General features: G+C 58.6%; 11 protein-coding genes. 7 read left to right on the top strand and 4 right to left on the bottom strand.

The window, feature by feature from the left end; genetic code table 11:
* Window positions 1–277: 277 nt before the first annotated feature.
* Together JOE39_RS05365 and JOE39_RS05370 are read right to left on the bottom strand one after the other, a co-directional pair.
* Window positions 278–586: an RcnB family protein gene (locus JOE39_RS05365; protein ID WP_024665433.1), complete on the bottom strand. Its 309-nt coding sequence runs from the start codon at window positions 584–586 to the stop codon at window positions 278–280.
* A 97-nt stretch (window positions 587–683) separates the two neighbouring features.
* Entirely contained in the window at window positions 684–1,541 is an 858-nt protein-coding gene (locus JOE39_RS05370) for an SDR family oxidoreductase (RefSeq protein WP_024665434.1), read from the bottom strand.
* A gap of 88 nt (window positions 1,542–1,629) precedes the next feature.
* Here JOE39_RS05370 and JOE39_RS05375 point away from each other — a divergent pair, with 88 nt between their 5' ends.
* From JOE39_RS05375 to JOE39_RS05405, 7 genes are all read left to right on the top strand, one after another.
* Window positions 1,630–2,094 (top strand): helix-turn-helix domain-containing protein, encoded by a 465-nt coding sequence (locus tag JOE39_RS05375; RefSeq protein ID WP_122219805.1) that lies wholly within the window; start codon window positions 1,630–1,632, stop codon window positions 2,092–2,094.
* 138 nt (window positions 2,095–2,232) lie between these two features.
* Window positions 2,233–4,122, top strand: a complete 1,890-nt coding sequence (mrdA, locus tag JOE39_RS05380; protein WP_210077731.1) for a penicillin-binding protein 2 — start codon at window positions 2,233–2,235, stop codon at window positions 4,120–4,122.
* A gap of 156 nt (window positions 4,123–4,278) precedes the next feature.
* The gene (poxB, locus tag JOE39_RS05385; RefSeq protein ID WP_003424086.1) at window positions 4,279–5,997 is read left to right on the top strand and encodes a ubiquinone-dependent pyruvate dehydrogenase; all 1,719 of its coding nucleotides are present in this window, start codon (window positions 4,279–4,281) and stop codon (window positions 5,995–5,997) included.
* Between the two features lie 371 nt (window positions 5,998–6,368).
* Window positions 6,369–8,330: a methyl-accepting chemotaxis protein gene (locus JOE39_RS05390; RefSeq protein WP_046719525.1), complete on the top strand. Its 1,962-nt coding sequence runs from the start codon at window positions 6,369–6,371 to the stop codon at window positions 8,328–8,330.
* 618 nt (window positions 8,331–8,948) lie between these two features.
* Window positions 8,949–9,266 carry a hypothetical protein gene (locus JOE39_RS05395; RefSeq protein WP_032661404.1) on the top strand — a complete coding sequence of 106 codons (318 nt, stop codon included), beginning with the start codon at window positions 8,949–8,951 and terminating at the stop codon, window positions 9,264–9,266.
* Window positions 9,267–9,471: 205 nt separating this feature from the next.
* Window positions 9,472–9,990: a chalcone isomerase family protein gene (locus JOE39_RS05400; RefSeq protein ID WP_032661406.1), complete on the top strand. Its 519-nt coding sequence runs from the start codon at window positions 9,472–9,474 to the stop codon at window positions 9,988–9,990.
* Between the two features lie 17 nt (window positions 9,991–10,007).
* Window positions 10,008–10,541, top strand: a complete 534-nt coding sequence (locus JOE39_RS05405) for a DUF3833 domain-containing protein (RefSeq protein WP_010410731.1) — start codon at window positions 10,008–10,010, stop codon at window positions 10,539–10,541.
* Window positions 10,542–10,580: 39 nt separating this feature from the next.
* Here JOE39_RS05405 and moaA read toward each other — a convergent pair whose 3' ends face one another.
* Window positions 10,581–11,579: a GTP 3',8-cyclase MoaA gene (gene moaA, locus JOE39_RS05410; protein WP_003317890.1), complete on the bottom strand. Its 999-nt coding sequence runs from the start codon at window positions 11,577–11,579 to the stop codon at window positions 10,581–10,583.
* A 265-nt stretch (window positions 11,580–11,844) separates the two neighbouring features.
* Entirely contained in the window at window positions 11,845–13,191 is a 1,347-nt protein-coding gene (locus tag JOE39_RS05415) for a sodium:proton antiporter (protein ID WP_024664650.1), read from the bottom strand.
* Window positions 13,192–13,221 lie beyond the last annotated feature (30 nt).

Here is a 13,221-nt window from a genome sequence, read left to right on the forward strand (position 1 = left end):
GCGGACAAAAAAGCAATGGTTTTGGTCGTGTAGAGCAGGGGGCGGTTCGGCAAAAACCGATTGCGGGTCATTCAGTTAATACGCAGTTCGCTGCCGTCACTCCCTTTATTCGGGTATTTGCCCCGTCTTTGAAGAAGGTTGCCATGAGGCTGCTTATTTTAATGGAGGCATTTGCACAGGGGGTTATCGAATCATGCCCTGCGCTGGCATGTTCGCCGTTAAGCCTGCGTTACTTGAGCGTGCTCGCGCAGAGCGCGAGCAACAAGGAGAGTAGCCCTTACTTCTTGACCGGCACGATCTCCATGATCTGGCCATTGACCTTCTGGAAACGCACGTACTTGTCGTTAATCTTCACCCATTCGCTTTCCTTGGCGGGTGTCTCCAGGCCTTTGCTTTTCCAGTCCTTCACTTCCAGATCGCTGCGGCGATATTTTTCCGGAACGCGGGAGCCTACTTCCAGTTCGTGGACGTTGTCCTTGGATTCGCTGACTTTCGGGTCCGCCGTCTCTGCTGCGTGAACGGGCAGGGTGACGGCGGAAAAGCAGCCGAGCATGGTCATGCAGGCGATCAACGATTTGCTGTTCATGTGAAGACTCCCAGTCTTTGGTATCAGGCGATGGCTTAATGCCTCGTAATAACTCGGACCCTCACTGTTGCAAATCATTCGATCGGGTTTGCTGTGCTCAGCCTTTCAGTGTCTCGGCGATGGTTTCCGAGAGCGGGGTGGTCGGGCGGCCGATCAGCGCGCTCAACTGGCGACTGTCATCGAACAGGGCGCCCTTGGCAGCCGCGGCATCGGAGTCGGCCAGCAACCGGGCCACGAAGTCAGGCAGGCCTGCCTGGATAAGCGCTGCTTCGAATTCGGCCTGTGGCAAGTTGACGTAAGGCAGGGACTTGCCGCTCTGCGTTGACAGCTGCGCTGCAAATTCGGACAGCGTGTAGGACTCGTCGCCTGCCAGTTCATACACGTTACCGGCCTGTGCTGTTTTCGAAGTCAGCAGCACAGCGGCCGCCTCGGCGTAATCCAGACGCGACGCAGAGCTGATACGGCCCTCGTCGGCACAGCCCATGACCGCGCCATGAGCCAGTGCGCCTGGAATGCCTGCGGTGTAGTTCTCGGTGTACCAGCCATTGCGCAGCAAGGCGAACGGCAGGCCGTTGGCGCGCAGGTAGTCTTCGGTTTCGCGGTGCTCTTTGGCCAGGCTCAGCGCCGAGGTGTCGGCATGCAGAACACTGGTGTAGGCCAACAGCTGGACGCCGGCACGTTTGGCTGCATCGATTACCGCCTTGTGCTGCGGCAAACGCTGGCCCACTTCGCTGGAGGAAATCAGCAGCACCTTGTCGGCGCCGGCAAATGCGCTGTCCAGTGTCGCCGGCTGCGAATAGTCGGCCTGACGAACCTGAATGCCCTGCCTGGACAGATCGGCGGCTTTTTCCGGACTGCGCACGGCTGCAATGATTTGCGAAGCAGGTACGCGGCTGAGCAATTGTTCAATGACGAGGCGGCCAAGCTGGCCGGTGGCACCGGTGACAACGATCATGGAATGATTCCTTGAATCAGGTTGAAAGGAAGCGCCAGCATAGTCATGATGCTTACCTTTAGTAAGTACGTACAAAAAGGTAAGTTTCATGAGCGAATCCGCCTCGCAACCAGCTGCCCCGCGATCAGATACTGTGCAGCAAGGCCTCCAGCCGGAAGTGGCCGAGACGCTGTTGGCGCTGGTTCGTCAGGGCCAGGTGCTGGCGTCTGACTGTCCTTCGCGGGTGGTGCTCAATCACGTCTGCAGCCGTTGGGGTGTGCTGGTGCTGGTGGTGTTGCGGGGTGGCATGCATCGCTTCAGCGAAGTACGCCGCAAGATTGGCGGGGTGAGCGAGAAAATGCTCGCGCAAACGCTCCAGCATCTGGAGCATGATGGTTTCGTCAGCCGCAAGTCGTTGCCGGTAGTGCCACCGCATGTTCAGTACCGCTTGACCCCGATGGGCGAAGAGGTCGCCTTGCAGGTTGAAACCCTTGTCACTTGGATCGAGAGCAATCTGCCGCGCATCATGCACGCCCGCGAAGCGTCGAATACGCTGCAGACCACGCCCGAATGAGTCTTTTCTGACAGATTTTTCATCCTGCGATTGTCGGCTCGATCGCCTGTAATCAGCCGCTTCTTGGTATGGTGCGCGCCGAAATCTTTATATACACGTTCAGTTGCGCCGTTTGCCCTTCACCGAGAAGCTGTAGAAATGCCCAATCCAATTCCTCTGAAAGACCACGAAAAAGAGACGCGGCTGGTCAATCAGCGCCTGATTGCCTGCGCAGTGCTGGTGGGCGTGCTGGCTGCCTGTCTGGTCGCGCGCATGTATTTCCTGCAAGTGACAGAGTTTGACTATCACTCGACCATTTCCGAAAACAACCGTGTTCACGTACTGCCGATCCCGCCCGAGCGCGGTTTGATCTTTGACCGCAATGGCGAAGTGCTTGCCGACAATCGTCCCAGCTTCAACCTGACCCTGACCCGCGAGCGCGCTGGCGACTGGCACAAGGTGATCGATGAACTGATGACCCTGCTGGAATTGCCCGACGAAGACCGGATTCTGTTCGACAAGGAGCTGAAGCAGGTTCGTCACCCGTTCGAGCCGGCAACATTGCTCTACGAACTCACTGAAGAGCAGATCGCAACGCTGGCGGTCAATCAGTACCTGCTGCCGGGCGTGGACGTGGCGGCGCAGTTCGTCCGTCACTACCCGTTGGGCGCTCATTTCGCGCATTCGATCGGCTACGTCGGGCGTATCAACGAAAAGGAAGCGGCGCATCTCGACAACGAGTACCGCGGCACGCAGTCCATCGGCAAGACCGGTGTCGAGCGCTTCTACGAGTCCGAGTTGCACGGCCACGTAGGCTATGAGGAGGTCGAAACCAACGCCCAGGGCCGCGTGCTGCGCGTGTTGAAACACACTGATCCGGTGCCGGGCAAGAACATCACCCTCACGCTGGACGCGCATTTGCAGGCTGCCGCGGAAAACGCACTGGGTGATCGACGTGGTTCGGTGGTCGCACTGGACCCGGAAACCGGCGACGTGCTGGCGATGGTCAGCAAACCAAGCTTCGACCCCAACCTGTTTGTCACCGGCATCAGCTTCAAACAATATGCGGCGCTACGCGATTCCATCGACCGGCCACTGTTCAACCGCGTGCTGCGTGGCCTCTACGCGCCGGGCTCGACGGTCAAGCCGGAAGTGGCGATTGCCGGTCTCGACAGCGGCGTGACGACGGCCTCGACAAAGGTCTTCGACCCCGGCTATTTCCAGTTGCCGGACTTCGACCACAAATACCGTAACTGGAACCACAGTGGCGATGGCTGGGTGGACATGGACACCGCGATCATGCGTTCCAATGACACTTATTTCTACACCGTGGCGCACAAGCTCGGCATCGACCGCCTGCACGACTACATGACCATGTTCGGCATCGGCCAGAAGGTGTCGCTGGACATGTTCGAGGAGTCTGCAGGCTTGATGCCGTCCCGCGAATGGAAGCGGGCCACGCGTCGCCAGGCATGGTTCCCTGGCGAAACGGTGATTCTCGGCATTGGGCAGGGCTACATGCAGGTCACGCCGTTGCAGCTGGCTCAGGCCACTTCCCTGATTGCCAGCAAGGGTGTCTGGCATCGCCCGCACCTGGCGATGGAAGTCGGTGATAAGGCACCCGTCGACGAGCATCCGATGCCAAACATCGTGCTGCACGATCCCAACGAATGGAATCAGGTCAATACCGGCATGCAGATGGTCATGCACGACCCGCGCGGCATTGCGCGGGATGCGGCCAAGGGCGCTCAGTACCGCATCGCCGGCAAAAGTGGTACGGCGCAGGTGGTGGCGATCAAGCAGGGTGAGCGCTACAACCGTCTGAAAACACTGGAACGTAACCGCGACAACGCCTTGTTCGTCGGCTTCGCGCCGGCTGACCATCCCAAGATCGTCGTGTCGGTGACCATCGAGAACGGCGAGGCGGGTGGCCGGGTAGCAGGTCCTGTGGTGCGGGAGATTCTTGATGCCTGGCTGCTCGACAGCGAGGGCAAGCTCAAACCGGAGTACGCAGCACCCGTCAAGGCATCGGGCAACCCGCACGCCTGATCAGCGTTTTAAAGCGCTGGCCGAATGACCGAGCCCTGAACAGGGCTCAGGTTTTCTGAACTGTCGAGAATGCATCGGGTCGACCACAACAGGCGTGGCAGAGCGCTGCGCGCGTTTTATCGAACTCATTATCATTGCCTCGACAAGGAACCCCGCATGTCCAAGACCATTGCCGACCACCTCGCGCAAACCCTCGCAGCGGCAGGTGTGTCGCACATCTGGGGGGTGTCCGGTGACAGCCTCAACGGCCTGACCGACAGCCTGGAACGCACCGATTCGATTCGCTGGATGCACACCCGTCATGAAGAAGTCGCAGCCTTTGCTGCCGGTGCCCAGGCAGCGTCCAGCGGCAAGCTGGCTGTCTGCGCCGGCAGCTGTGGACCGGGCAACCTGCACCTGATCAATGGCCTGTACGATTGCCATCGCAACCGTGTGCCGGTACTGGCCATTGCTGCGCATATTCCGTCCTCGGAAATCGGTCTGGATTACTTTCAGGAAACCCATCCGCAGGAGCTGTTCAAGGAGTGCAGCCACTTCGTCGAGCTGGTCAGCAACCCCGAGCAGTTCCCGCGCGTGCTGGAACGTGCCATGCGTGCCGCGATCAGCCAGAAAGGTGTGGCGGTGATTGTCTTGCCGGGCGACGTGGCGCTCAGCGATGCGCCGGATGTTGCGGCAAAATGGATCGAAGCCACAGCGCCCAAGGTCGTGCCTGCCGAAAACGACCTGCAGTCGATGGCCGACATGCTCAACGCTTCCAAAGCCGTCACACTCCTGTGCGGTGCGGGTTGTGAGGGTGCTCACGAGCAGCTTCTGGCATTGGCGGATACGCTGGGCGCGCCGATCGTTCACGCATTGCGCGGCAAGCAGCACGTCGAGTACGACAACCCGTTCGACGTCGGCATGACCGGCCTGATCGGTTTCAGCTCCGGCTACCACGCCATGCTGTCCTGCGACACACTGGTCATTCTGGGCAGCAGCTTTCCGTATCGGAATTTCTACCCCGAAAAAGCCGACATCATCCAGATCGACCTCGATCCGACCCAGCTTGGTCGCCGTACGCCGGTGGCGCTGGGTCTGGTTGGTGGGGTGCGGGAAACCCTGGAAGCGCTTCAGCCAAAGCTCAAGCCGCATACCGATCGCCGTTTCCTCGACAAGGCCCTGAAGCACTACGCCAAGGCCCGGGAAGAACTGGACGAGCTGGCCACCCCGACGCCAGATGGCACGCCGATTCATCCGCAGTACCTCACTCGACTGGTCGACGAGCAGGCGGACGCCGATGCGATCTTTACCGTCGACGTCGGTACGCCGACGCTGTGGGCTGCGCGCTATCTGCACATGAACGGCAAGCGCAGTCTGCTTGGCTCGTTCAACCACGGCTCGATGGCCAATGCCTTGCCACAGGCTTTAGGGGCCAAGGCTGAACATCCGGATCGTCAGGTCATCGCCCTGTGTGGCGACGGCGGCCTGTCGATGTTGCTGGGCGATCTGCTGAGCATTCGTCAGCTGAACCTGCCTATCAAGATGGTGGTGTTCAACAACAGCTCGCTGGGCTTTGTCGACATGGAAATGAAAGCCAGTGGTTATGTGCCGCACGGCACTGACCTGCATGAAACCAACTTCGCCGGTATTGCCCTGGGTGCAGGCATTCTGGGCCTGCGTGTCGAGAACGCCGAAGAGTTGCCGGCCGCCTTGCGCAAGGCGTTCGATCATCCCGGTCCGGTGCTGATCGACGTTGTCACGGCCAAACAGGAACTGGGCATTCCACCGAAAATCAAGCTGGCCCAGGCCAAGGGCTTCAGCCTGTACATGATGCGCGCGATCATGAGCGGGCGCGGCAGTGAAGTGGTGGAACTGGCGAAAACCAACCTGCGTTAATACATTATAAAAACCTATGGGATGAATAGGAAAAGTTGCAACTTCTATTCGCCGAGATTGTCACCGCTGTTACAGGTGACCATTTCGGTGTCTCTATATTTCTTTTCTTGCGATGACTGCCCAAGGCGGTCATTTCTTTATGGATCCAAACTTCTCGCCCCCTCTACTTTATTGACTTGGTTATTTGAATTAATAAATTCAAATAACAGGTAAAGCTTCTCGGCAGACAGCCGAGACAGTCATACGGGAGCAGGACCGGCTACGGCAGGCTGATTACCGAACAGTCCCTGGCGACAAAAAAACGTCGACGTTACAGAACGTTACGCCCTGGAAAGTCTTTATAGAAAAGTCTGCACGTCATGAGGTCTGCAATGCTTAGAAATGCTCCTTTGAGTATGAAACTGCTGCTTATTTTAATATTCCCCTTGGTGGGCTTCCTGGCCTTCGCAGGTCTGTTCGTCGCTGACAAAAGCGAAAACCTCGGTGACATGAGGCGCGCAGTGACAGCCACCAGTGCCGCACAGAAAGTGAGTGACGTAGTCACCACTCTCCAGCGCGAACGTGGCGCCAGCGGCGTATTTCTGGGTAGCGGCGGCAAGTCCATGCAGGACAAGCTGAAAACGTTTCGTCAGGAAACCGACAAGGCGATAAGTGAGATGCGCGCCCAGTCCACCGACGGTATTCCCGGACCTGATAAGGTCAACCGCGCATTCGAGGAGCTGATCGCTCTGCGCCTCAAGGTCGATTCGCTCGGGATCAACAATACAGAATCCGGTACGCGCTTCACCGACATCATCAAGACACTCATAGGCTTCTCTTACTCAATGGAATCGAGTATCGAGGATCCGGAAATATTGCGCGGTCTGAGCTCGCTCAATCAGTTCGTGGATATGAAGGAACGTGCCGGTCGCGAGCGTGTATTGCTTGGTCTGGCATTCAATCAGAACCGGTTTGACGCCGCACTGTTATCACGCTTCAGCCGCAACCTGGGCGAGTTCTCGGGGTATTTCGAAGCGTTCCAGCGCTGGTCACCTGAAGCCTTCAAAACCAAACTCAATGCCGTTTTGCAGCAACCAGGATCGCTCGAAGTGGCGCGCTTGCAGCGTCTGGGCTTCGATACTCCGCTGGGTGACCCGCTCAACGTCAAGCCGGAAGACTGGTTCAACCTTTCCACCGCGCGTATCGACATGATGGCCAATGTAGAAGCAGAGCTTGGCCAGAACGTCGTCGGCCTGGCAACGGATGCGCGTAGCTCCGCTCAAAGCAGCCTGTACGTGGCTGTTGCCACTGTCGTTCTGATGCTGATCGTGGTGCTGTGGCTGGCGTCGGTGATCATCCGCAACATCAAGGTTGCGGTTGTCGATGTGAACCGCACGCTGATGGCACTCTCCACACGTGACCTGACGGCCCGGACCCGTTATGTCGGTAAGGACGAGTTCGGCGAGATCTCGCGCAATCTGGACAACATGGCGCAACAGATCAGTGATGTCATCCGCGACATCGGCAGCGCCACGGCACAGGTTGCCACCGCCGCCGAGCAGTCTTCCGCAGTGGCGTTGCAAACCAATCAGAACGTGGCGCAACAACGCCAGGGCACTGATCAGGTCGCCACTGCCATCAGCGAGATGAGTGCCACGGTGAAGGATGTAGCACGCAGCACCACTGACGCGGCCGAGATGTCGCAGCGCGTCAACAACAGCACCCTGCAGGGCAAGACCGAAATCGACAACACCATCGGCCTGATTCAGGGGCTCTCGGTGCAGGCTGAAGAGACTTCACGGATCATTGACGAGCTCAAGGGCGAGAGCAACTCGATCTCCTCGGTACTCGATGTCATCCGTGGCGTCGCCGACCAGACCAACCTGCTGGCGCTCAACGCAGCTATCGAGGCTGCACGTGCCGGCGAGCAGGGGCGTGGTTTCGCGGTGGTTGCCGACGAAGTGCGCAATCTGGCCAAGAAGACTCAGGACTCTACCGTCAGCATCCAGAAAATGATCGCCAACCTGCAGTCCGGTTCGGAACGCGCTGCCGCGTCGATGCAGGAAACCCTGGGCAAGGCGCAGGAGGGTGCCAGCAACGTCGTACGCGCTGGTGAACTGCTGGAAGAAATTGCCGAGGGCATCGCGACCATCAGCGACCGCAACATCCAGGTCGCTTCGGCCGCTGAAGAGCAAAGCCTGGTGGCCGAAGAGATCCACCGCAACGTCGACGACATCAACTCGCTGGTCATCCAGGTTAGTGCCGGTGCCGAGCAGACCGCCGTCACCAGTCGCGAACTCGCGCGTCTGGCTGAGCAGCAGCAGGGGTTGGTGGGTCGCTTCAAGGTGAGCTGACAACAAGCTGTTAGTGTGTTGTGAAAAGGCCTGGAAGCGAAAGTTTTCAGGCCTTTTTGTTGGTCTGCGGATACTGTCGTGCCGCGGTCTCTGATCACCATCGATAGTCCGTCAGCCATGACCCTTCAGTCACCTTTTCACGTAACCCCACGTCCCGCTTACGATTATGTAGTGACTAAAAATAATCACTACATAATCGTTGACGCACTCCATTTGCCCTTGCATTATGCAGCTGTCTCCCTGATCGGGAGCGCTGCAAAAGGTGTGATGAACAGGCTCGGCAAGCCGTCGAGATGTTCCCGGATGTAGGCTGCCCACAAGGCAGATTGATGGAGCTGAACTGGCATTTGTCGTCGATAAGGGCGAGAAGCTGGCGAAATGTCCTCATGATGCTTGTAACGGATCGATTGCCGATCCTGGGCCGGGTCTTTGGGTTTCGTGACTTCTTCTCTCTACGCTGATGCCGCTGTGTAGCGGCTCTTCATCAAGGCTACCTGCATGTCCTTGAGGGCTGGAACGGTATTCGACGCACACTTAATCGCGTTGCGTTGCTGAAGTTCTGGCGCATGAACTTGATGTATCAATTATTGAACAGTCTATGAGCGAAGGGGCATCAACATGAACATCAACACACAACCGACTATTGATGAACTGGCTCGTCTGTTTGCTGCGTGCAAAGACACGCTGGATAACCATATCGTCTGGGTTGCCGAGTCCGGTGAAGTTCGCGTCGACGCCATGTCGCCGTTCACGCAAGAGCACGAGTTTCGTGATGCGCACCCGCAACTGCGCGCAGCCCTGAAGATGTTTCGTCGTGGCCAGGGTTATGTTGGCAAGAAGGCCGCTGCCGATCGTGCCTACATGGAGAACACGCTGCAGGCGTTGAAAGGTGAGTGGCAGAAGACTCGTCGGCAGGCGCACTCGCAGGTTGCCTGAGCAGGTCATCGCATGTCTTGAAGCCTGTTCCCGATCCGCGATCGGGAACAGGCTTTTTGGTTTTCGGCCTCGGGAGGGCGAAGGCCTTATCGGTTGTACAAAGTGATTTTGCTGGTATAGATTCCGGGAGTGAGTCAGTGCATCTGACTCGTCTCGTTCCCAGCCTGCCATTGAAGTCGTGGCAGTGCCTATGCAGAGGTTGCCGATGCGTGCGCCACGATGGTTATGGTTGGTGATGTTACTTAGCGCCGGCGCTTCGGCGGACTGGCGCGAGGCATTGCCCAATGCTCAGGTCGTCGGCGGTGGCGATTTGAGCCTGTTCGGCTTTCGTGTCTATACGGCCAGGTTGCTAAGCCCCACCAAGCCCTTCGTCGCGGATGCACCGCTGGCTCTCGAGCTGACCTACCACCGCGACATTGACCGGGAAGATCTGGTCGATGCCAGTATCGATGAGATCAAGCGTATTTCCGGTTCGAAGGTGACCGAACAGCAACTGACTGAATGGCGCCGGCAGATGAACCAATCATTTGTGGACGTCCAGCCGGGCATGAAGATTACCGGCGTCTATCTGCCTGGCCGCGAAGCGCGGTTTTATGTGGGTGACAAGCTCCAGCATGTGGTGCCTGACAGCCAGTTCGCCAAGGCTTTCTTTTCCATCTGGCTGGACCCGAAAACCCGTAACCCCGAACTTCGCGAGCAGTTGCTCGGCAGTACCGGCTCATGACCCATCAAGGAGGGCGCATGCTGAGAAAGTGGATGTTAATGCTGTGTGTGGGGCTTGTACTGAGCGGCTGCGGTGGCGTGCCGGTAACCCGTTACAGTCAGGAAGCGCCGAAGCTAGATCTGCGCCAGTACTTCACCGGGCGTGTCGAGGCCTGGGGAATGTTTCAAAAACGCTCTGGTGAAGTCACCAAGCGCTTTACCGTGGTGATCGACGGGCACAGTGAAGGCGAAGTGCTGGTCATGCACGAGGCCTTCAGCTACAGCGATGGCACCAAGCAGGTGCGGGAGTGGCGCTTGCGTCCCGATGGCCCAGGGCGCTGGAAGGGCACGGCAGGTGATGTGGTTGGCGAGGCCTATGGCGAAGTGTCAGGCAACAGCTTCCACTGGAACTATGTGCTCAGGTTGCCGGTGGATGGCACCGAGTACGACGTGAGCCTGGATGACTGGATGTACCTGATCGACGAGAAGACCATGGCCAATCGTTCGTCGATGACCAAGCTAGGTGTCGAAGTCGGGCAAATCACCTTGTTCTTTCGCAAGGTCGGCAAATAAACAACGCCTCGTATGAGGCGTCATCCTTCAGGGCGGCTGTCAGCCGCCCGTCATATTCATGAAGCGCACCACCTGCACGCCATCGTCGTGGGTGAAGTTGTGGCTCCACGGCTTGAGCTGCATGGCGTCGATGATGGCTTTTTCGAGCTTTTCCGGCTGGCCGGGATTGGCGCGCAATACCGCCTTCAAATCCACGGAGTGCTCGTTGCCCAGGCACAGCAGCAAGCGACCTTCGACGGTCATGCGCACGCGGTTGCAAGTGCCGCAGAAGTTATGGCTGTGCGGGGAGATGAAGCCGATGCGAATGCCCGGCGCCTCGGCCAGACGCCAGTAGCGCGATGGCCCTTGAGTCGAGTCAGTCGAAGGCACCAGCGTGTAACGTTCGGCAATGCGTTCGCGCACCTGATCGCTGGAGTAGAAGGACTCGGCGCGGCTGTGTTCGCTGATGATGCCCAGCGGCATCTCTTCGATGAATGAGACGTCCAGGTTGCGATCAATGGCGAACGCCAACAGGTCGTTGATCTCATCATCGTTGCGACCGTGCATCACCACGCAGTTGAGCTTGGTGTGCACAAAACCGGCGGCGTTGGCGGCATCGATGCCGGCAATCACCTTGTGCAGATCGCCTGTACGGGTCAGCTCGCGGAAACGCTGTGGATCAAGGCTGTCCAGGCTGATGTTGAGACGCGTGACGCCGGCCTTGAACAGCGGGGCAGCCAGTTTGTCCAGCTGCGAACCGTTGGTGGTCATGCACAGTTCACGCAGTCCGGGTAGGGCGGCGATCTTTTCACAAAGCCCCACCACGCCGGCGCGTACCAGCGGCTCACCACCGGTAAGACGAATCTTGCGCGTGCCCAGTGCCACGAAGCGCTCGGCCACCTGGAGGATCTCCTCCAGCGACAGAATCTGTTGCCGAGGCAGAAACGTCATCTCTTCGGCCATGCAGTACACGCAGCGAAAATCACAGCGGTCGGTGACCGACATGCGCAGATAATCGACTTTACGTGCAAAGCGGTCCATCAGGACGGGTTCTGACATTTCACCTTCTAAATAATCGAGTGGGCTGTATTACCGGATTTGGAGGCCAGTGCGTGACAAGGGTTCAGCCAATTTGCGGTGTCCTGATTTCAGGACCGATTGCAGGCTGGCAAAGTGCCTTGCACGAGTTACATAGTAGCTGCACGCATTGCTGCTTGCACTGGCTGCATGGGCGCCACGCTAACCGAGTCGAAATGCCGCAGTCCAATTGCTTGTTCCAATACGCTCATCGACACGCTCTATGGCGCTTTGCCTTGATGGCTGATCAGTCAGGACTGGCGGCAGTACTGCGCTCGTAACGCTCCAGCAAAGGCTGGATACTGATGCCGTGTACCAGGATGCTTAGCGCAACAACCGACAGGGTCATGCCGATCACCACGTGGCCGACGTCGTGTGCCAGACCATGTGACAAGGCGAAGCACAGGTAATAAAGACTGCCGATGCCGCGAATGCCGAACCAGCCAACCAGTGCTTTTTGCCTGACGTTGAGCAGACGGCGACTCACCAGCAACCAGACGCTGGCAGGGCGAATCACGCAAAACAGCGCGATCCCCAGGCCGATGGCGCGCCAGTCCCAGTACATCGCCAGCGCCGCGCCCAGCAGGGTGATCAGCAGGACTTCCATGGCGCGCTCCACCAGACTGCCGAACGCCAGCATATCGCCCATCATCACGCCGGCAGCCAGTTGCGAATCGCTCATGTCGTCGACCTGCGCGACCGTGCCCTGTTCGAGGGATGACGTCATATGCCCGAGGACCGGCTGCGCGACATGCTCGGACGGTAGCTCTGAACGCGTGACACGTACCTCGGCCTGACGCAGCCCGAATCCGGCGGCAAATACCGAAAGAAAGCCAAAGGCACCCACGCTTTGCGCGAATACATAAGCCAGAGCAATCAGCGCCAGCGCCAGAAAGTCATTGGGCGAGGTGGTGCTGTCGGCGTTCTTGATGCGCAGGAAGATCATCAGATGGCCGACCCCGCGGCCCATGCCGTAACCCATCAACAAACCGGCCGGCACCGCCCAGATCAAGTCCTTGATCAGCCATCCCTGGACCCAGTCGCTCATCGCGCCCCCGGAACTCAGGTACAGCAAGGCAAAGATCACGAATGGAAACGCGGTTCCGTCGTTGAGACCCGCTTCGCCGGACAGGCCGAAGCGAAGGCGGTCCTGATCCTGGGCGTTGTTGACCTGCACCATGCCGGCCAGCACCGGGTCGGTCGGCGACAGCATCGCGCCGAGCAACAACGACACGCCCCAGTCCAGGCCAATGATGTAATGCCCCGCGACCGTCACGCCAGCGATGGTCGCCAGCATCACCGGCCCGGCCAGCCAATAGGCCGAATGCCAGGCTTTGCCGCGCAAGGGCAGGCGCAACTTGATACCCGTACCGAACAGCGAAAACAGCACCGCCACTTCGGTCAGGCGTTCCAGCCACTCGTAGGACTTTTCGAAATCCAGATCGACGATATCCAGGCCCATCGGGCCGATGCCGAAGCCGAACGCCAGGCACACGGCCGATGTGGTCACTGGCATCCAGCGCAGGTAAGAGGAAGTGAGCGCCAATAGCATCAACAGCACGCCAAGCACGCCCATGCACACAATAAAACTCATAGGAAAAGAACCACCGTCAAAATGCGCCCG

It is taken from the genome of Pseudomonas sp. PvP100 (genome assembly GCF_017833055.1).
Taxonomy (GTDB): domain Bacteria; phylum Pseudomonadota; class Gammaproteobacteria; order Pseudomonadales; family Pseudomonadaceae; genus Aquipseudomonas; species Aquipseudomonas syringae.